Origin of the sequence: Mesorhizobium sp. M0715 (assembly GCF_040320355.1) — a bacterium.
Taxonomy (GTDB): domain Bacteria; phylum Pseudomonadota; class Alphaproteobacteria; order Rhizobiales; family Rhizobiaceae; genus Mesorhizobium.
The window spans coordinates 72,172-92,990 of record NZ_JAMYPL010000017.1; the positions used below are offsets into that span (position 1 = coordinate 72,172).

At 62.1% G+C, this 20,819-nt stretch carries 15 protein-coding genes; 2 read left to right on the plus strand and 13 right to left on the minus strand.

Translation table 11 applies throughout. The features are described from left to right. Positions 1-8: 8 nt before the first annotated feature. Positions 9-1,049 (minus strand): D-xylose ABC transporter substrate-binding protein, encoded by a 1,041-nt coding sequence (gene xylF / locus NKI21_RS20155; RefSeq protein ID WP_352442045.1) that lies wholly within the window; start codon positions 1,047-1,049, stop codon positions 9-11. Between the two features lie 268 nt (positions 1,050-1,317). On the opposite strand from xylF, the gene NKI21_RS20160 reads away from it, so the two are divergent. Beyond that, complete coding sequence (locus NKI21_RS20160; protein WP_352442044.1) at positions 1,318-2,562, plus strand: ROK family protein; 1,245 nt, start codon at positions 1,318-1,320, stop codon at positions 2,560-2,562. 33 nt (positions 2,563-2,595) lie between these two features. Here NKI21_RS20160 and NKI21_RS20165 read toward each other — a convergent pair whose 3' ends face one another. The 10 genes from NKI21_RS20165 to NKI21_RS20210 all read right to left on the minus strand — a co-directional run bounded on the left by NKI21_RS20165 (position 2,596) and on the right by NKI21_RS20210 (position 18,854). After that, positions 2,596-3,915 (minus strand): HlyD family type I secretion periplasmic adaptor subunit, encoded by a 1,320-nt coding sequence (locus NKI21_RS20165; protein ID WP_352442043.1) that lies wholly within the window; start codon positions 3,913-3,915, stop codon positions 2,596-2,598. Between the two features lie 3 nt (positions 3,916-3,918). Further along, positions 3,919-5,646 carry a type I secretion system permease/ATPase gene (locus tag NKI21_RS20170; RefSeq protein ID WP_352866934.1) on the minus strand — a complete coding sequence of 576 codons (1,728 nt, stop codon included), beginning with the start codon at positions 5,644-5,646 and terminating at the stop codon, positions 3,919-3,921. Between the two features lie 74 nt (positions 5,647-5,720). Continuing rightward, positions 5,721-7,145: an endo-1,3-1,4-beta-glycanase EglC gene (gene eglC, locus NKI21_RS20175; protein ID WP_352442041.1), complete on the minus strand. Its 1,425-nt coding sequence runs from the start codon at positions 7,143-7,145 to the stop codon at positions 5,721-5,723. Between the two features lie 463 nt (positions 7,146-7,608). Continuing rightward, the gene (phoB, locus tag NKI21_RS20180; protein ID WP_010911896.1) at positions 7,609-8,298 is read right to left on the minus strand and encodes a phosphate regulon transcriptional regulator PhoB; all 690 of its coding nucleotides are present in this window, start codon (positions 8,296-8,298) and stop codon (positions 7,609-7,611) included. Between the two features lie 16 nt (positions 8,299-8,314). Next, entirely contained in the window at positions 8,315-9,022 is a 708-nt protein-coding gene (gene phoU, locus NKI21_RS20185) for a phosphate signaling complex protein PhoU (RefSeq protein WP_127413489.1), read from the minus strand. A 26-nt stretch (positions 9,023-9,048) separates the two neighbouring features. Continuing rightward, positions 9,049-9,867: a phosphate ABC transporter ATP-binding protein PstB gene (pstB, locus tag NKI21_RS20190; RefSeq protein WP_013529271.1), complete on the minus strand. Its 819-nt coding sequence runs from the start codon at positions 9,865-9,867 to the stop codon at positions 9,049-9,051. 17 nt (positions 9,868-9,884) lie between these two features. After that, entirely contained in the window at positions 9,885-11,201 is a 1,317-nt protein-coding gene (gene pstA, locus NKI21_RS20195; RefSeq protein WP_023810984.1) for a phosphate ABC transporter permease PstA, read from the minus strand. Beyond that, complete coding sequence (gene pstC, locus NKI21_RS20200) at positions 11,198-12,661, minus strand: phosphate ABC transporter permease subunit PstC (RefSeq protein WP_352629260.1); 1,464 nt, start codon at positions 12,659-12,661, stop codon at positions 11,198-11,200. The genes pstA and pstC overlap by 4 nt, the downstream gene beginning before the upstream one ends. A gap of 95 nt (positions 12,662-12,756) precedes the next feature. Continuing rightward, a complete protein-coding gene (locus NKI21_RS20205) occupies positions 12,757-13,785 on the minus strand; it encodes a PstS family phosphate ABC transporter substrate-binding protein (RefSeq protein WP_023810982.1) in 1,029 nt (342 codons plus the stop codon). A gap of 509 nt (positions 13,786-14,294) precedes the next feature. Next, positions 14,295-18,854 (minus strand): PAS domain-containing protein, encoded by a 4,560-nt coding sequence (locus NKI21_RS20210; protein ID WP_352866938.1) that lies wholly within the window; start codon positions 18,852-18,854, stop codon positions 14,295-14,297. A gap of 191 nt (positions 18,855-19,045) precedes the next feature. Between NKI21_RS20210 and NKI21_RS20215 the strand changes: the two genes are divergently transcribed. Further along, positions 19,046-19,396: a hypothetical protein gene (locus NKI21_RS20215; protein ID WP_023810980.1), complete on the plus strand. Its 351-nt coding sequence runs from the start codon at positions 19,046-19,048 to the stop codon at positions 19,394-19,396. A gap of 73 nt (positions 19,397-19,469) precedes the next feature. Here NKI21_RS20215 and NKI21_RS20220 read toward each other — a convergent pair whose 3' ends face one another. Together NKI21_RS20220 and NKI21_RS20225 are read right to left on the minus strand one after the other, a co-directional pair. Beyond that, on the minus strand, positions 19,470-19,706 hold the full coding sequence (locus tag NKI21_RS20220; protein WP_352611786.1) for a hypothetical protein: 237 nt from the start codon (positions 19,704-19,706) through the stop codon (positions 19,470-19,472). Positions 19,707-19,830: 124 nt separating this feature from the next. Next, positions 19,831-20,745: a DUF2865 domain-containing protein gene (locus NKI21_RS20225; protein WP_352866941.1), complete on the minus strand. Its 915-nt coding sequence runs from the start codon at positions 20,743-20,745 to the stop codon at positions 19,831-19,833. Positions 20,746-20,819 lie beyond the last annotated feature (74 nt).

Below are 20,819 nucleotides of genomic sequence, written 5' to 3' on the forward strand. Positions count from 1 at the left end.
GCCAGCTTTTAGTTGCAGGCCGCGACGGTGCCGGCAGCGACGCCCGTGCAGACTTCTTCCTTCTTGATCCAGCCAGCGTCGATGACGAGGTTGAGATTGTCCTTGGTGATGGCAATCGGGGTCAGGAACAGCGACTTGACGGTGTTGCCGCCCGGCGTCGTGAAGTCCTTGGCGCCGGCAATGTCGCCGGTCTTCTTGCCGTCTGCGAGCTGCGAAGCGATCTCGGCGGCGGTCTTGCCGAGCTCACGCGCGTCCTTCCACACCGAAACGGTCTGCGTGCCGAGCGCGATACGGTTCAGCGCGGCGTGGTCGCCGTCCTGACCCGAAACCGGCACTGTGCCGGCAAGGCCCTGCGCCGTCAGCGCCGCGACGACGCCACCGGCGGTGCCGTCATTGGCCGCGACCACCGCGTCGACCTTGTTGTCGTTGGCGGTCAGGAACTGTTCCATGTTCTTCTGGGCGTTGGCGGGCAGCCAGCCGTCCGTGTAGGCTTCGCCGACATTCTTGATCTTGCCGCTGTCAATGGCTTCCTTGAGCACTTCCATCGAGCCCGAGAACAGGAAGTCGGCATTGGGATCGGCACCGGAGCCCTTGATGAAGACGTAGTTGCCTTCCGGCTTGACCTTGAACACCTCGCGGGCCTGCATGCGGCCGACTTCCTTGTTGTCGAAGGTCAGATAGAAGACGTCCTTGTTCTCGATCAGCCGGTCATAGCCGACGACCGGGATGCCTTCGTCCAACGCTTTCTGCACCGCAGGGCCGATGGCCGAGGCGTCCTGCGCCAGAATGATCAGCGAATTGGCGCCCTGCGAAATCAGGCTTTCGACGTCGGTGAGCTGCTTGCCGGGATTGGACTGCGCATCGGCGGAGATGTACTTGTCGCCAGCGGCCTCGATCGCCGTCTTCATGGCGGCCTCGTCGGTCTTCCAACGCTCTTCCTGGAAATTGGACCAGGAAACGCCGACGACCTTGTCCTTCGCCTGCGCGAGAGACGCGAGCGTCAGCGACATGGCGGCACCCGCCAGGATGGCGGCTGTGAATCTTTTCATATTATCCTCCCTGCGCCGCGTATGGCGCGACCAAACTGACCCGAGGGCCGGCACAGAAGCCCTATTTTTTCGAGCCTCGAAAAAACACTGGGCCAACGCCTGAACGCTGTCAACATCGAATCTGATGGATTTTGATGGCCTTTCGAATTTTTTTCGAGCCCCGGAATAAATAAATGACAGGGCGCGCGGCTTCTGCCAGTATTTATCCGCGTCACCGACAGCGTTCCAGGGCAGGAAGAACCGCGGCGACCGGGAGGATTGAAAAAGCATGTCGGTCGGAATCCGCCACGACGATCTGCGCCGCCGCAACCGCGCCATGGTGATCGCGGCGGTGCGCCGCGCCGGACATCCGTCGCGAACCGAGATTGCCGCGACCACAAGCCTCAGCCATTCGACCATCTCGGCGATTTCCTCCGACTTGATCGTCGAAGGCATCCTGACCGAAAGCAAGCCGAGCGAGGCCGGCTCGCTCAAACGCGGCCGGCCGCAGGTCGGCCTCAGCCTCAATCCGGAAGCGGCCGCGGTAATGACCGTGGTGCTGTCGCTGAACTTCCTCTCCGTCGCCGTCATCGACTATGCCGGCCAGGTAGTATCCGAGGAACAGCGCCGGCTGGACACGCTGACGATGTCGCGCGAGTCGCTGATCGGTGAATGCACGGCAATCGTGCGGCGCCGCCTGGCAGATCCCGACCTGGACGTGCGCAGCATCGCCCGCATCGCGCTGGCCATCCAGGGCATCACCGACACCCGTGCCCGCGCCATGCTGTGGTCGCCGATCACGCCGCACACCGACATCGCCTTCGCTGACATATTCGAAGACGCGTTCGGCATCCCCGCCATAATGGAGAATGACTGCAACATGATGGCGGTGGCGCTGCGCTGGCGCGACCCCGATCGTTACCGCGACGATTTCATCGCTATCCTTTTGTCGCACGGCATCGGCATGGGACTGGTGCTGAAGGGCGAATTGTTCACCGGCACCCATTCTTCGGGCGGCGAATTCGGCCACATGATCCATCGGCCGAACGGCGCGCTCTGTCGCTGCGGACGGCGCGGCTGCGTCGAAGCCTATGCGGGCAATTACGCCATCTGGCGCAACGCCAGGCAGATGGGCGAGGATGCAGAACCCGTCGCCGATGTCAGCGACGCCGACATGCGCGCCCTGGCTGCCGCGGCCCGCGAAGGTGACGGACCCGAACGGGAAGCCTATCGCAAGGCCGGCGAAGCGCTCGGCTACGGCCTCGGCAGCCTGTTCGCGCTGATCGATCCGGCGCCCGTTGCCATGGTCGGCGTCAGCGCGGCCGCCTTCGACCTGATAGAGCCGGCACTGCGCGAGGCGATTGCCCAGACCGCCGGCGGCCAGCACTCAAAATCGATTTCCTTCGACACAGAGCCGAACGAACTGCCACTGATCCGCGAAGGCTGCGCCATGCGGGCACTGATCTTCGTCGATCAGGAGATTTTTGCGCCGGGCGTGCAGGCGAGAGGGAGCGCCGGAAAGAGCGTGGCGTGAGGGCCAGGGTCAAAATTGCGCGGTCCGCAACATCTACCGCTCCGTGAAAGCGCGCGCGAAGGAATCGCGCATCGGCCGTACGAGATACTCGAAGAAGGTCCGTTCGCCGGTGCCGATGAACGCTTCTACCGGCATTCCAGGGTAAAGCTGCTCCGCTTTCACTCCGGGCGGCAAGTCGGCGGCAATCTTCAGCTTGGCGCGGAAATAGGGTTCATGCGTAGCCTGATCGATGAGCCGATCTGCGGAAACCTGTGTCACCATGGCTGAAATCTCAGGGGTGAGCCGCATGTTCAACGCTGATAGTCGCAGTTTTGCCGGCTGGCCGACACGAACCTGGTCAATGTCTTTCGGCGGCAGCCGTGCATCGACGATCAAGCCCGATGCCGTAGGCAGAATCTCCATGATCTTCTCGCCGGGGGCAATCACGCTGCCCTTGGAATTGTAGGTGGACGATACCACGATGCCCGCCGCTGGCGCCTTGATCGTCGTCCGCCGCAGCACTGCCTCGGATGCCCGCATCTGTTCGTCAATGTCAGCCAGCGAAGAACGTACCTCGTCGAGTTTCGTCAGGGCTTCCTCCACGCGTTGCGTGGTCAGGCGCTCTATCTGCTCCTGCGCTTCGACGATCTGGGTGTTGGCCGATGCAAGATTTGCCTCCAGCGCCCCTGCCTGCCCGACGAGATCTGCCTCGCTACGCAAAAGCTGCGAATATTCGGTGCGATTGGTGAGGCCCTTGTCCAAAAGGCTGGTCTTGATGCCCAGTTCTTTCTTCACGACTTCGGCCTGTTGCTGAATGGCCTGTTTCTGGGCCTGCAACCCGACAACAGACTGGCGATGCATGGCAACCCGTTGCCTGAGGATCGATTGTTCGGATCGAAATCGGGCGAGCCTGGCGTTGAATTCCTTCCGCTGTTCCTGAACCAGGACCTCGAAATTGTGCTGGAACGGTGCTGGCGCAGCCTCTGTGATTGGCGCAAGCCGATCCAACCCGTCGCGTTCCGCCTCCAGCCGCGAAGCGCTGGCCTTCAACGCGATCGACTGTCTCGTCAGCCGGTTGAGTTCGGCTTGCGCGGCTGTTCGATCCAGCAGGATCAGTTCCTGGGCCTGTTGCACGCGATCACCCTCATGGACGAGCAACTCTTGGATGATGCCGCCCTCGGGATGCTGGATGAGGATGTTCCCGCCTGTCGCCGAGATTTTGCCTTGCGTGATGACCGCGCCGGACAACGGTGCACTGACCGCCCAATAGCCAAAGCAACCCACCAATATCGCCATTGCCGCGTATCCGGTGAATGCCACCCGGCGAATGTCGGTGCGTGCTGTGCCTTCCCGGACGAGGCTCTGTGCTGTCATCTTCTACGATCCAAAGCGGACACTATGAGGGGTGCCGCGGTTCGTCGTTGCAAAAGACCCTGTCACCGCCATGCTGCGCTGTGGGGCAAGGCCGATGCCGGCGATCGGCTGCCGCATCACGTCGCCGCTTGGACCGAAGGCTTCGATCACTCCGCTGCGTAGAAGCATCACGCGGTCGCAGGCTGCGGCGACCGAAGGGCGGTGCGTTATCACGATTGTCGTAACGCCCGCCGCTTTCGCGGCGGCAAGCACTTCTTCGAGCGCGGCTTCGCCGCTGCCGTCGAGATGGGTACTGGGCTCATCCAGAACGAGAACATGCGGATTGCCGTAAAAAGCGCGCGCCAGCCCGATCCTTTGGCGTTCGCCGCCCGACAGTGTTCTGTCCGACGAACCTATTCTGGTCTGATAGCCGTCTCGCTGCTCCAGTATCAGCTCATGCGCCCGGGCATTCTTTGCTGCCTCGACGATAGAGGCGTCATTCGCATCGGGTTCAAAGCGGGCGACATTTTCCGCGATCGATCCGGGAAAGAGCTCCACCTCCTGAGCGAGATATCCGATATGCCGGCCAAGCTGCTTCTCGTCCCAGGTTCTGAGATCGGCGCCGTCAATCCTGACGCAGCCGCTGGTTGCCTGAATCGCACCGACAAGCAATCTTGCCAGGGTGGACTTGCCGGCTCCGCTCGGACCTATTATCGCCACCGCTTCGCCTGCGCCGATGCGGAAGTTCAGTCTCTTGATGATGGGTTCGGTGCCTGGCGTGGCGTTCGGCGCGACAAAGATGAGGCCCTGCACGACAATTTCGCCGGACGGGTCCGGCAAGGTCAGTTTTTGCGCATGTGCCGGATGGGCGGAAAGCGCCTTGTCCAAACGCTTCCACGATCGTCTGGCGTCGACGATCTGCCGCCATGACCCGATCAGTTGGTCGAGCGGCTGCAGCGCACGGGACGACACCAGGGAAGACGCGAAGATCATGCCGGCCGTCATCTTCCCTTGCAGCACGAGCCATGCTCCGACACCCAGTATTGCTAGCTGAAGCATCATGCGTACGGCTCGCGACGTTCCACTGAAAATCGCGTTGGCCATCGACGAACGGTCATGCAGGACTAGCGCCTCCGCCACGTGCCTTCCCCACACTCGCGCGGCGTTTTGGATCATGCCCATGGCGCGCAGCGTCTCCGCATTCCGGGCAAAGGCCTGCTCCGACAGGCTGGCAACAGCCGAGCGTTCCGCCGACAAGGCATCATTCTTGCCGATGGCAAACTGATTTGCCAGGACCATCGCAAGCAACAGCCCAGATCCCGCCAGCGTAAGCCAGAACAGCAAAGGGTGGATGAGGTACAGCAGGGCGAGGAAGAACGGAGCAAACGGCAGGTCGAACAAGACCGCCGCGCCGCGTGACCTGATGAAGGCGCATACCGAGGCAAGGTCGCGCAGTGGAGGCAGGGCTGCTCCCCCGGCGTACTTAGCCTCCAGCGAGACGGCGAATGTCCTCGCGCCCAGTCTGTTGTCGACAATGGCTGCAACGCGCTGCGTGTAAACGGAGCGGACCGCATCGAGGAGACCGAGAAAGGCGAGTGCGAGAACCGCGATAGCAGAGAGGTAAAGAAGCGTCTCGACGCTGGAGGAAGGCAGGACGCGGTCATAGACCTGCAACAGATAAAGGGGGATCACCAATAGCAGGATGTTGATGAGGAACGAAAAAACACCGACATCGGCGATGGCGCGCCTCAAGACTGCCCGCAGATCAGACCGTGCAATCATTCCCGCGCTCCTAACGGCTCATGGCCCCAACATAAGGGCGTCGCTTAGACCGAATGGTCGCCGGCGATGTCCAAGGGGTGGTGCTGCAGGTCGTCCAGCGTATAGGCGCGGATGTAGTCGATCTTCATCTCCGCTGGCGTAGCCAGATGGTCAGGAGGCTGGCCGGCAATGCCGCCCACCGCGAGATTGGCCAGCATATACATGGGATCGTGCATGTCGGCCGGCGTCGCTGCTTGAGCGACCTTTACACCATCGTAGGTCCAGACAAGCTCATCCTTCGTCCAGAGCAGGCCATAGGTGTGGAAACCGTCGGTATCCGCAACGTTCACCGTTGACGAAACCTTCGTGTGCGCTCCCGTCTCATTGGAATGCGCCGTCATGTAGAGCGTGTTCGGGTCCTGGCCGCGCGTTTCGACAACGTCCAGCTCCGGCGGCCACGATCCGTCCTCCGGAAGCAGCCAGAACGCCGGCCAGGCTCCGGCTGTTTCAGGAAGATCCGCCCGCATTTCGAAATAGCCGTAGGTTTGCGAGAAGGTGTCGTGGGTCGTCAGGATCCCCGAGGTGTATTCGTAGTTGTTGATCAGAGGCTTGATGTCCTCCGGCGCCTGCGCGGCGGTGATGGTGAGGACGCCGTTCTCAACGCTGAACGGATGGACCGAACTCGTCGGGCCATAATTGGCGTCGATATACCACTGCAACTCACCATTGCTGCTCAACGTGCTGCCGTTCGGCGCTCCCCACCAGAAATTGGAATTCCAGGTGCCGTCCTGCCCGTCCCGAAGGCTCAGCGTGTTGAAATCGTCGGAGAAGGACAGCGTCATTGCGGACTTGTCTATCGGAAGTTCGAACTGGGTGGGCTGCAGCTTGTCGATGGTCGTATTCTTGAACACCAGGATTTCGTCGGATCCGAGGTTCAGCATCACGTTCGATTCCACTTGGACCATCTGTGAACGGACGGCATCGAACGAAGTGAAATCGTAGCCGTTAAGGCGGAGCGCATCGGTCGCACCGAAATCGAAGATAAGATCGCTTCCATTACCTTTGGAGATGGCGAAAGTATCGGCGCCATCGCCGCCGATCAGGACATCATTTCCCTTGCCGCCATCCAGCGTCTGGTGACCTGACCCGCCCTTGATGATGTTGTCCAACGCATTTCCGAACGCAAATCGGTTGGTGCCGGTAACGACGAGGTTCTCGAAATTGTCAGGGAGCTTGTAGCTCATCCATGTGTCGATCGTGTCGATCCCTGCCCCAGGATCCTCGACCACCTTGTTGTTGGTGGAATAGAGATGATAGTAGTCGTCGCCGGCGCCTCCGTGGATCGTGACAGTGACGCCGGTGTCTCCCCAGAAGGAGTCGTTGCCGGAGGTGCCATGCAGTTCCGGTCCAGACCCGGTGGCCGAGAACCAATGAGTGGAAGCGCCGGTGTAGGCAAGAGGGATGCCTTTGGCGTTTAAGACCGTGCTCATCAGAAATCCTTCCTCATGGTGTCCGACCTGGTCAAAGGTCCGGCGACCGCTCCCAAAGCAACGCTGCAAGGAACGAGATCGTTCCACGGAATCGTCATTCGATCCGAGACCGCAATAATCGGAAGGCGGATAATGAATAAGGAGGTGATGGCTCAATGTAAATTGAAGCAATTTAGTAAAATCGTATATTTATGCAGAACACACGTCGTTTAACGAACGTATATCTAAGTTAACTCAAATTTATTCTTGCATGGCTTTCTGGTCGGAGTCTGCGGGCAAGATGGCGACGTACCGCCAAGAGCGGTCATCCTCATCAGGTTTCGAATGACCGCATTTGGGCCAAAGCGTCACGTGCTCGCTCCCCATCGATGAGACGAGTGCAACATTCCACTCTTCGCGGCTGTTGGCGACCACGTGCTAATCGAGTTTTCCCGGTCACGATCTATCGGGACGGAACAGCCACCTAGTCTTCCCTGATCGCGTAACCCGCCCCACGGATGGTGCGGATGACATCAGGCATGCGGCCGTTGTTGACCGCCTTGCGCAGCCGGCCGACGTGCACGTCGACAGTGCGTTCGTCGATGTAAATCGTCTCGCCCCAGACATTGTCGAGCAGCTGGCTGCGCGAGAACACGCGGCCGGGGTGGCGCATCATGAATTCGAGCAGGCGGAATTCGGTCGGCCCGAGCCGGATCTCGCTCTTCTTGCGATAGACCCGGTGCGACTCGCGATCGAGCACGATGTCGCCGACCTTTAGCACGCTGGACAGCACTTCCGGCTTGGCCCGGCGCAGCAGCGCCTTGACCCTGGCCATGAACTCCGGCGTCGAGAACGGCTTGACCAGATAGTCGTCGGCGCCGGTCGACAGGCCGCGCACGCGGTCGCTTTCCTCGCCTCGCGCGGTCAGCATGATGATCGGCAGCCGCTCGGTCTCTGGGCGCATTCGCAGGCGCCGGCAGAGTTCGATGCCGGAAACCGCCGGCACCATCCAGTCGAGCACGAGAAGGTCGGGAACGTTCTCCTGCAGCCGGATTTCGGCCTCGTCGCCGCGCGTCACCACCTCGACCTGGTAACCTTCGGATTCAAGATTGTAGCGGAGCAGCACGCCTAGCGGCTCCTCATCCTCCACCACCATGATGCGTGGTGCGATCATCGGCTGGTCACCCCTGTTATGCCGCTGGCGCGGACATTGCCGTCTCGTCCTGCTTCGGACGATTGGCTGGCAGCTGCGTGCCGGTCAAAACATAGTAGGCATTTTCGGCGATGTTGGTCACGTGGTCGCCGATCCGCTCGAGGTTCTTGGCGCAGAACAACAGGTGCGTGCACGCCGTGATGTTGCGGGGATCTTCCATCATGTAGGTCAGCAGCTCGCGGAACACCGAGGTGTATTTGACGTCGATGCGTTCGTCATTGTTTCTGAGCGTGGCAAGCGCTGCCGGGTCGGCGGCGGCGTACTCGTCGACGACCCCCTGCACCTGGATCAGCACCAGTTGCGCCATCGCGTCGATCGAATGCGAAAGGTCGTGCGGCGTGACACTCAGCCCGACAGTGCCGACGCGCTTGGCGATGTTCTTGGCAAGGTCGCCGATGCGCTCAAGGTCGCCGGCCATGCGGATCGAACCGACCACCGCACGCAGATCGTTGGCCATTGGCTGGCGCTTGGCGATCAGCGTGATGGCGCGATCGTCCAGCTCGCGCTGGCGTGCATCCATGATGGCATCATCGGAAACCACGCGCTGCGCCAGCGCATTGTCCGAATTGAGCAAAGCCCTGGTCGAGCCACTGACCATCGAGCGGGCGAGATCGCCCATGTCGCGGATCAGCTGGCTGATCTGCTCCAGATCCTCATCGAAAGATGCGACGGTATGTTCACCCATGATCTTCGTCCCTCGTATGCCTGAGCTCAGCCGAACCGGCCGGTGATGTAGTCCTGGGTGCGTTTGTCGTCGGGGGTGGTGAACATCTTGTCGGTGGCGCCCTCCTCGACCAGATAGCCTAGATGGAACATCGCGGTGCGCTGCGACACGCGCGCTGCCTGCTGCATCGAATGGGTGACGATGACGATGGTATAGTTCTGACGCAGTTCGTCGATCAGTTCCTCGACGCGAGCGGTGGCGATCGGGTCGAGCGCCGAACACGGTTCGTCCATCAGGATCACCTCGGGTGACACGGCGATGGCGCGTGCAATGCACAGACGCTGCTGCTGGCCACCGGAAAGACCCGTGCCAGGTTCTTGCAAACGGTCCTTGACCTCGTTCCAGATCGCCGCCTTCTTCAGGCTCGACTCTACGATCTGGTCCATGTCGGCCTTGCGCTTGGCCAATCCGTGGATGCGCGGACCATAGGCAACGTTCTCGTAGATCGATTTGGGGAACGGATTGGGTTTCTGGAACACCATGCCGACGCGCGCCCTGAGTTCGACGACATCGATGTTCTTGTCGTAGATGTCTTCTTCGTCGAGCGTTATCTTGCCGGTTACCCGTGCTGAATCGATGGTGTCGTTCATGCGGTTGAGGCAGCGCAGGAAGGTGGACTTGCCGCAGCCGGAGGGGCCGATCAGCGCCGTCACCTGGTTCAGGCGGACGTCGAGATCGACGTCGAACAGCGCCTGCTTCTCGCCATAGAACACGCCGACCTTGTCGCCGCGCATTTTGATTACTTCGTTCGACTTCATCTTGTCGCCCACTGCGTTTTCAAGGGACTGTTCGGTCATGATGTTCATACCAAGATGCCTTTTTTCTACCAGCGCCGCTCGAACCGACGCCGAAGCACGATCGCGGTGATGTTCATGGCCATGAGGAAGACGAGCAGGATGATGATGGCGCCGGACATACGCTCGACGAAGGCGCGTTCGGCCTCGTTCGCCCACATATAGATCTGCACCGGCAGCGCGGTGGCCGGATCGAAAGGCGTCGTCGGTGGATCGGCGACGAAGGCGACCATGCCGATCAGCAGCAGAGGCGCGGTTTCGCCGAGCGCACGCGCCAGACCGATGATGGTGCCGGTGAGGATGCCGGGCGCGGCAAGCGGCAGGATGTGCTGGAACACCATCTGCATCTTGGAGGCGCCAAGACCGAGAGCTGCCGAGCGGATCGACGGCGGCACCGCTGCAAGTGCGGCTCGCGTCGCGATGATGATCGTCGGCAGCGTCATCAGCGTCAGCACCAGGCCGCCGACGAAGGCGGCAGAGCGCGGCATGCCCAGGAAATTGATGAACACCGCGAGGCCGAGCAAGCCGAAGACGATTGACGGCACTGCGGCCAGATTGTTGATGTTGACCTCGATAAGGTCGGTAAAACGGTTCTTCTTGGCGAACTCCTCCAGATAGATGGAGGCGGCGACGCCGATCGGCAGCGCCAGCAGCAACACGATCACCATCATATAAAACGAGCCGATGATCGCCACGCCCATGCCCGAGGTTTCCGGGCGGCTGGAGGCGCCGTAGGTGAACAGGCCGCTGTTGAAGTGCTCGGCCATCGCGCCCTCGGCCTTGAGCTTGTTCATCCAGGTGATCTGCTGGTCCGAGACCTTGCGTCGCGCTTCCTCGACGCTGAGGTCGATCTGACCCTTGAAAGCCGAGTCGAGATTGGCGGCGGCGAGGATGTTGACGTCGCGCGTCGTGCCGATCACGGACGGATCGGCGGCAACGATGTCGCGCAACTGGACGCGGGCGCCTTCCGACAGGAAGCCCTTGAGCTGCTTGATCGCCGGCTTATCGTCGGGATTGATGCCGAGCTTGGCCACCAGCGCGTTTTCGGCGAGCTTGGGATAATTCGCCTTGATCAGAACGCTCGGATCGGTTGCGCGTTTGCCGGAAGGATCGATCACCTTCTCGTCGAACGAGATCGGCAGTGATACCGTCGTCTGCCAGAAGGCGGTGTAGCCTTTCGAGACGATGGTGATCAGCATGATTGCCAGGAACGCCAGGCCTACGGAAATCGCCACGACGCCATAGATGCGGAATCGGCGCTCGGCAGCGTAACGGGCCTTCAGGCCGATGTCGCGGCGCGGATGGGCCGCCGCCCTGACCATCGTATCCATGGAAATGTCGGTCATTCGTACTGCTCCCGATATTTGCGCACGATGTAGAGCGCGACGATGTTCATCACCAACGTCAGCGCGAACAGCGTCAGGCCGAGCGCGAAGGCGACCAGCGTCTGCGGCGAATTGAACTCGAGGTCGCCGGTGAGCTGGTTGACGATCTTGACGGTGATGGTCGTCATCGCCTCGAACGGGTTGATGGTGAGGTTGGCGGCGACGCCCGCCGCCAGCACGACAATCATCGTTTCGCCGATAGCGCGCGAGGCAGTCAGCAGGACGGCGCCGACGATGCCGGGCAGTGCAGCCGGCAGGATCACCCGCTTGATCGTCTCGGAGCGGGTCGCGCCGAGGCCGAGCGACCCGTCGCGCATGGCGCGCGGCACCGCGGTTATGATGTCGTCCGAAAGAGAGGACACGACCGGGATCAGCATGACGCCCATGACCAGGCCGGCGGTGAAGATGCTCTGGCCCTGGATGAAGGGCGAACCGCCGGTCAGTGCCGCGGACAGGTCGCGCAGGAATGGCCCAAGCGTGACGACGGCGAAGATGCCGTAGACGATGGTCGGTATGCCGGCCAGCAGTTCAAGCGCCGGCTTGACCACCGAGCGCACCCTGGGCGTTGCGTATTCGGCCATGTAGACAGCCGACATCAGCCCCACCGGCACCGCAACCAGCAGTGCGACGGCGGCGATGTAGAGCGTGCCCGCAAGAAGCGGGATCAGGCCGAACTGGCCCTGGCTGCCGCCCGAACCGGCAGCGGCAAAACGCGGATCCCAGACGGTGCCGAAGAAGAAACTCATCGGCGAGACGCTTTCGAAGAAGGTGATCGTCTGGAACAGCATCGAAAGCACGATGCCGATGGTGGTCAGGATGGCGATGGTGGAGGCGGCAAGCAGCCCCCACAGCATCAGCCTCTCGACATTGTTGCGTGCCCTGGCGCGCGGCTCGATCTGCCTGAGCGCATAGAAGGCGCCGGCGATCGAGGAAACGAGAATGACAATGGCGCCGAACAGGCCGAGCCGGTCCTGGACCTTGTTCGCCTCGACGGCGATCGGGATCATGTAATCCTGCGTGTCGCTCGCCAGTGCCACACCCTTGGCGGCGAGCAGCGGCTGCAGCTCGGCAAAGCTGGCAGGCATTGCGGCCAGTGTGCCCGCATCGAGTTTGCGCAGGCCCCTGGCGAGGCTCTTTACCAGGCTGACGTCCAGTGCCTCACTGGCAACCTTGCTGTCGACGGTGCGCTCGGGCAAGGCAGCGTGAATGTGTCGGTCCAGATAGATGGAAGACCCGACGGTCCAGACGGCAAGCAGCAAAAGAGCAGGCAGAACGGCGAGCAGGAAGGCCCACCAGCCATGATAGTGGGCGCGCGAATGCGGCTTGACCTTGCCATTGTCCTGGGCCGCGGCACGTTGCCGGCCGATGAAAAAGGCAACCAGGCCGACGGCAACGACGATGGCCAGTACGAGCAAGGACATGGACCCACCCCAAGAGAAATTCTTACGCAGCCGCCGTTGCGGCCTGCGATGAAACCGGGGCGCGGGATTGGCCCGCACCCCGGTTCGGCAGCTGATTACATCGACTTTCCGGCGGCGAAAGCGTCACGCTGGGCCTGACGCTCGGCATCCGGAGCAGCAACGAGGCCGTATTCGGCGAGCGGGCTTTCCGGGCCAACCATCTGGTCGTCAAGGAAGAACTCGACATATTCCTTGAGGCCGGGAACGACGCCCAGATGCGCCTTCTTGACGTAGAAGAACAGCGGGCGCGAGACGGGATACTTGCCGCTGGCGATCGTCTCGGTCGAAGGCACGATGCCTTCCACGGTGGCGACCTTCAGCTTGTCGGCATTGTTCTCATAGAAGGCGAGGCCGAACACGCCGACGCCGGTCTTGTTGGAGTCGATGCGGGCGAGCGTCTCGGTATAGTCGCCATCGATGTCGACGGCCTTGCCGTCCTTGCGGATGGCGATGCAGGTTTTGCCGATTTCCTTGTCGTCGGCAATGCCGGCAGCCTTGAGAGCAGCCTTGTCGCAGCCGGCATCGAGAAGCTTGGTCTCGAACACTTCGCGCGTGCCGTGCTTTTCGCCCGGAATGTAGGCGGCGATGTCCCAGTCGGGCAGCTTCGGATTGACCTGGCTCCACTTGGTGTTCGGATTGTCCACCAGCTTGCCGTCGACGACCAGCTTGGCCGCCAGCGCCTTGTAGATGTCGGCGGGAACCAGCGCCCAGTCCGGGCCCTTGATGTCGGTGGCGAAGACGATGCCGTCATAGCCGATCCGGACTTCCTGGACTTCCTTCACGCCGGCGTCGGCACAGGACTTGAGTTCGTCCGCCTTGATCGGACGCGACGAGTTGGCGATGTCGATCGTGTCTTCGCCGACGCCCTTGCAGAATTCCTTGATGCCGGCGCCGCTGCCGCCGGATTCGACGACCGGGGTCTTGAAGTTGGTGAATGTTTCGCCGAACTGCTCGGCGACGATCTTGGCATAAGGTAGCACGGTCGATGACCCGGCGACCTGGATCTGGTCGCGCGCGGCGGCGAAGCCGGACGTCGCGGCGAGCGCAAGCGCAGCGGCCGACGCCGTATAGAGGAATTTCTTCATGTGGCCTGCTCCTGTTCGGAAGATGGTCTCTCGGCGCTCGTCAGTCGGCACCCGCTGAGGCCAATAGCCTTCGATTATAACAGTCGCATGACAGTTTGATGTCACCCCGGTAACGCGTCATCGGGATGAGCAGAATGCCGCCTGGCCGGCACTCCCGACGCAGCCCGGCTTTGTCACCGGAATCAGGGACTTGCTCGATTCGGTCGAGGCTGGCCGGCGATTTGGAGATCAGCCGGCCTTTATGAAGAAAAGCCGGACGGGAGCGCGTTGCTCTCAGCCAGACGGTGTCGTGGCCGGGCCATCGCCGAAAACAGGTCCGTTGGGGTAGGTTGACGCTGTCTCATGCCGGCGGTCGCTGCTCCCGCCCGTAACTGGGAAGAGCGGAATTCGTATGTCGCCATTGTCTCGGCTGGATGCCGCCTTTCATATGGTGCGATCGCACCATAGTCTTGGCCGCTGACAGGGGCGCGAATCTTCGCCGTATTCCCGGCACTCGGGCAGAGCCGGCCTTATCCGGCGTTGCGCTGCGCCTGCCGGCTGGCGCCGACCCAGCGCTCGACCTTCTCGAGCAACGCCCGGGGACTGATCGGCTTGGGCAGATAGTCGTCCATGCCTGCCTCCAGGCAGCGCTCGCGGTCGCCCTTCAGCGCATGCGCGGTGACGCCGACGATCGGCACATGCGTGCCGGTTTCTTCCTCCAGCCGGCGAATGGCGGCGGTTGCTTCGAGACCGTTCATCTCCGGCATGGAGACATCCATCAGGATCATGCACGGGTTGAGCCGGCCAAAGGCGTCGAGCGCCTTGCGGCCATTGCCGACGATCTCGAAACCATAACCGGTCTCGCCGAGGATCTGGGTGAACACCATCTGGTTCACCTCATTGTCCTCGGCCACCAGGATATCCAGCCTGTCGCCGCCAGCCGCCACCGGTGGCCGGGGGCGAATCGAAGGCGGCTGCAGCAGCGCCCGCTGTTCGGACGGTGCCGAGGGCTGCGGCCGCGCAACATTGCCTGGAGTGGCGTCGGCCGCGAGCGGCTGCGTGTCGCCAGTATTGTGGCGATGCCGCTGGATGGTGGCGACCAGCGTTTCCAGCAGCACCGAAGAGCGCGCCGGCTTGATCAGCTGGGCATCGATGCCGAGATCGCGATAGCAGGTGTTGGCGAGCGACTGGTCGACCGAGGTCAGCATGATGATCGGCGTGCCGGCAAGACCGGCGGTGTTGCGCACGATCCGCGCCATTTCGGCGCCGCTCATTTCAGGCATCTGGTAGTCGAGCACGACGCAGTCGACCGGCACGCCATAGGCCGCGGCGGCGATCAGCACCTTGAGGCCTTCGGCGCCGCTTTCGGCCGCGCAGGAATCGAACGTCCACGATGTCATCTGTTCGGTCAGGATGGCCCGATTGACGGCATTGTCGTCGACGATCAGCACACGCGCACCGGTCACGTCGATCGGCATGATGCGCTGTCCGTTCTGCTGTCCGGCCCTCGGCAGCGTCACCGAGAACCAGAAAGTCGAACCCTTGCCTTCCGCACTTTCGACCCCGATATCGCCGCCCATCAGCTCGACGAGCCGCGAGGTGATGGCGAGGCCGAGACCGGTCCCCTCGTGTCGCCTCGTCGAAGAGGTGTCGACCTGGCTGAATTTCTCGAACACCAGTTTCAGTTTTTCCTCGGGGATACCGATACCGGTATCGGTGACCGAGATCGTCAGCTTCGTTCCGGTTGGAACGCTCTCGCCGGTGACGTCGACCAGCACATGGCCTTCATCGGTGAATTTCACCGCGTTGCCGAGCAGGTTGGTGACGATCTGCCTGATACGGCCGACATCGCCGACGAACAGGCTCTCGAGCCGAGGCTCGACACGAACGATCAGCTCGAGATCCTTCTCCTTGGCCCGTGTGGACACCAGCGTCGCCACGTCCTCGATCGCCTCGGCCAGATTGAAGGGCGCCGGATCGAGCACCAGCTGACCGGCATCGATCTTGGAGAAGTCCAGGATGTCGTTGATGATGGTGAGCAGCGCATTGCCCGATTTCACGATGATGTCGGTAAACGTCTTCTGCTTCGGGTCGAGGTCCGATTTGGCCAGCAGTTCGGCCATGCCGAGCACGCCGTTCATCGGCGTGCGGATCTCGTGGCTCATATTGGCGAGGAATTCCGACTTGGCGCGGTCGGCGAGCACGGCGCGCTGACGCGCCTCGCGCAGTTCGGCCTCTCGCATCTTCAGCTCGGTTATGTCGGTGGTCGAGCCGATCAAATAGAGCGAGCCATCGGAGGCGATCATCGCGCCCTTGCGGGCGAATTGATGCCTGACGCTGCCGTCGGCCAACGTCACCGTCTCTTCGACCTCCTGGGTTTCGCCGGTGCGCAGCACGGCGAGGTCGCCATTGACGAAAGCCTCGCCATCCGGCCCGAAAATCTCGATGTCGGTCTTGCCGATAGCCTCTTCCTTGCGGAAGCCCGTGAGATCGCACCAGCCCTTGTTGACATAGAACTGCCGGAGATCGGAGCGCTTGGCGTAGATCGATACCGGCACGTTGTCGATCAGGCTGCGGAACACCTCGTTCTCGCGCATGCTTTCTTCCAGCGCACGCTCGCGCGCCTTGACGTCGGTGATGTCGGTGCTCGAACCGACCAGATGCACCGACCCGTCCAGCGTCACCAGGCGGCTCTTGCGCGTCATCAACTGCCGAACCGTACCGTCGCGATGGGTGACGGGTTCCTCGACCTCCTTGACGGCGCCCGTCACGACGACTTGCGTGTCGTCATGGCTGTAGCCATCGGCGTCCTGCGCACCGAACAACTGCCGGTCGGTGCGGCCGATGACATCCTCCTTGGCCAAGCCGGTGATCGCGCACCAGGCCTTGTTGACGAATTCGATGCTCAGGTCCTGCGCCTTGATGAAGGCGGCCACCGGCAACTCGTCCATCACGTGCCGGAACAGGTCGATCTGGCGCATCGAATCGCGCAATGCCGCCTCGCGGCTCTTGATCTCGGAGATGTCGACGCGAACACCAATGAAGGTGCCATCATCGGTCCGCATGTCGTAGACTTGGTACCAGCGGCCGTCGGGGTTATGACGCTCGTAGCAGGAATTGGGCAAGCGGTAGCGGGCGAGGATCGCATCCAGCCAGCGGTCATGGTCGCTGTCGTAGAGCTGGTCGACTTGTGGATCGCCGCTGTTGCGGAAATAGCCGTTCGCATGGCCCAGAACGAGTGCCTCGCGGAATGTGCAGCCGGGCTGCCATGCCGGCTTCAAGGCCGGCAGCGTATCCTGGATCTTGCGGTTGGCGAACACGAACCTGTCGTCGCTATCGTAGATGATCACGGCGGCCGGCAAGGATTCCAGCACGCTGGCGAGATGCTTGCGCGCATCCTGCGCCTCGGTCTCGCGGCGCTTCATGTCGGAAATGTCGAACAGGAAGCCGGCAACATAGTTGCGGCCGCTGGCCATGCCGACGCGGCTCTTCCTGACGATGCGCGATCGGCTGGCGCCATCGGCCTCGAAATTCTCTTCCACTTCGTACGGCCGCCCGGTCGCAAGGACGTCACGTTCGCTCTGCTCGAAAAGCGCGGTGTCCTTTGTGGTAAGGAAATCGCCGCCGGGCTTGCCGAGCATGGCTTGCGGCGTCTGGCCAAACAGAGCGGCGAACGCCTCGTTGACGAAGACGAAACGCAGATGGTCGTCCTTGACGAAGATCGGATCCTTGACGGCGTTGATCACCGCCTCCGCCAGCCGCGCCTTCTCCAGCGCGTCGGCAAGTTCGGCCTCCCGGTCCTTCATGTCGGTGACGTCGACATAGGAGATCAGCCGCCTGCCGCCGGCCAGCGGCGCCATCGACGAGATCAGGGTGCGGCCGTCATTGCGCGGGAACTGCCGCGAGGCGGCGATCCCGGCCCTGATTTCCGCCTCGCGCTCTGCGACATGCCGCTGCCATGATGCATCGTCGGCACCAAACGGATCGATGTCGCGGCTGGCGTCCATCAGATCGCGGAAGCTGCAGCCGATCTCGGCGCGCCGGACGTCGATCTGCCAGAAATCATAGAAAGCACGGTTGATGATCTCGGCGCGCATATTGGCGTCGAGGACGAGGACACCGATCGGCATCTGGTCGACCATACTGCGGAGACTGGCGAAGGTCTCTGCGATCTTGGCATTGGCGCTTTTGATCTCCGCATCGCGCTGCTTGATCTCGGTAACCTCATAATAGGTCAGTAGCCGCCTGCCCCCGGACAACGCCGTCACCGAGAACATCATCGTCCTGCCGTTGGCATGGACAAATTCGCGCGGCGCGACGGATCCGGCGCGAATCTCGTCGAGGCGGGTGGCGAGGTAGCGCTGCCATTGCCGTTCGTCGATGTCGCCATAGATGCCGCTGCGGCGGTTGAGCTCCATCAACAGGCTGAACGGAGCGCCGACGCTAACAGCGCCGTCCGGAATCCTCGAGAGGTCGCGATAAGCCTTGTTGATGATCAGCGTGTCGAGCCTGGCATCGAGAAGCACGACGCCCATATGCATGGCGTCCATCGTCCGCTCGAGGTCGGCAAGATGCTGGTCGGGCTCGCCGTCGGCCGATGGTCCCGGCCCCGGACCTTTGAAGGCGCCCGCCAGTGCCGTGACGTTGCGGCCGATGCCGCGATAACCGGCAAATCTTCCTTCGTCGTCGAACTTCGGAAAGCCTGACGTCAAGACGCAGCGACAGTCAGCGTTGCCACCCTTGAGTTCGTAGACGAAGTCGCGAAAAGGCCGGTGCGCCTGCAGATCCTCCAGATGCGCGGCGCCACTGCGATCGCCGTTCAGGACCTGGTTGAGGAAGTCGAAGCGGAACCGGCCGAGCACGTTTGCCGGATCAATGCCCGTGGCTGCCTGGTAATTTTGCGAAAGCCAGGAGAAGCGCAGTTCGGCGTCGGTCTCCCAGACCCAGTCGGAACCGGCTTCAACGAGTTGGCGAAGCGCATCGTTCGAATCCATGCAGGAGGCGGACGATGATGCATCATCGCCATGCGCTGTGGATCTGCGAGGCCCGCGCTTGCCGCGCGCGCCGATTGTTTCGTTCGCTTCCGCCATGCCGTCCCCACCCCGAAAACCAAGGCCGAACCCTCCTCCGCGGTTCGTCGGCGGAATGTGCCCGAGAAGCATTAAGGATCCGCTAACCTTAACGGTTGGTTAGACAGGATTGGGCGGCAGGGTCTGCTTCATTCCGCCCGGTTGTCGGCAGGGTCGAACCCGCTATATAAGCAACGGCAGGGGTATTGCTGATGCTTGGACGGATTGTGCCTTTTTTCATGGGGCTGGCGCTGCTTTTCGGCGGCGGTTGCTCGCGCAGTTATGACGGCACGGTCGTCATCCCAAGGCCGCTCGATGTCCGGCGCTTCTGGGACCGGCCGCCACCGAATGTCGACTATGGGCAAGCCGAGGTCGAAAACGGCGCTTTTCCGGTGGCGCCGCAGCCGCCCCGGCGTTTTTCCGAGCGCAAGGTCAGCCATGCCGCACCGAGACGGCACCAGACGAGGTTGCCTGCGTCGGCGTCCCTATCCGCGCCGGCGAAATCGCTGACCTGCAGGAACGTCAGCGAGCCTGGCAAGAGAGCTCGCATGGTCTGCGATTAGATTGGAGCTTGGTCCTAAAAGCGGGATTCGATCAAACAAAACGCGATCCGCGGATAGCTCGGTGACCCGGCCTTCACAGGGAAGCAGCGCCTTTTTTCGGCTCCTTCGCTCCGAGCTTGTCGAGTGCAAGACGAACCTGACGCAGATCTTCCTGCCAACCGTCATCGTCGTCCATTGGACCCTCCGAGGCAGCCCGCTGCAACCCACGCGCCTCGGATTCGATCTCGCGCAGTTCGGCGATTTTCTGTTCGGTGGTCAGCAAGTCGTCTTCGACGATCTCCAGCACCCGCATTTCCCTGAACGTAGCCACGGCGTTCCTCCCGGCTGATGTCGATCACAACGCCGTGAGTGCCCCTCTGTTCCAGAGGGATCGCGCAACCGCATCGCAGCAGGCACGCCGCCACCGGTGATCGCCAATCGAGGAAGACCGGCGATCATTCGGCCGGGAAAAATGCCGGGCCGACCACGCGCACCGGCCACTCGCCGGCCTCGATCGAAAGGTGCTGGGCGGCACCTGGGGCTTCGGCATCGATCCCGGCGACGGCCGCAACCGTGCCAAGATCCGGCTTCGCCGTCGGCAGCGGAATAATGGCGTTGCGCATGTTGGCGGGCGTCACGGTCCTGGCTCGCAGTTCGGTGACCCGCTGGTAGTAGCGCTTGACGTCGCATGCCTTGAAATTCGCATCATCGCGATATCTGAAGGCTGCCGGCAGCTCGGTATAGGGTTTGCGCGTGTCGAGTGCGGTCATCTGGTCGGTTTCGAGGCTGGCGTCGCTCAACGTGTAGAGGTCGACGCCGGGGTCATCGCAGATGTAACGGCATTGATCGACCGTCTCCTTAAGATCGCCACTGGCGGCGAACTGCGACTTTGGCGCCGGGAAAAAATACCCGTCCGACAGACGCACGCAAAACAGCATCGCATTGCCGGCGAACGTGGTGGTCGCCGATTGGGTGCTGGGCGCGGCGCGCACAGGCCGTTGCTTTGCCGAAGGCGCACAGCCAAGCGCGACGAGGCGCGCCTGCAGGCCCGCTGTGTCGCGGCCCGAATTCCCGGCGGCAGCGATCCGGCGCTGCACATCCGAGCGGCTCCTGGCGAGATCGGCGCAGGCGTTGAAGAGACCACCAAGCGAACTTTTCGCCGTGCACTGGCGCTGTCTCTCGATAGTCTGGATGGCTGCAAGTTGCCGGCGCAACTGGGCAAGCTCCGGGCTCGCCCCGCCGCTGCGGCCAGCCGAAAGCAACTGGCTTCTGATCGCGCCGCAGCTGTCCGCGTAGGACGAAAGCGTACCGAACAAAACTGCCGCCAGCGAAATAAATGCGATCACCATGGAAGGCCAGAAACGGATCATCGGGACAACTTGGTCCTTTTTGCGGAGAACCTGGAATTTAGAGCCCATGACTTCAGCAAGCTTCAGCTACATGA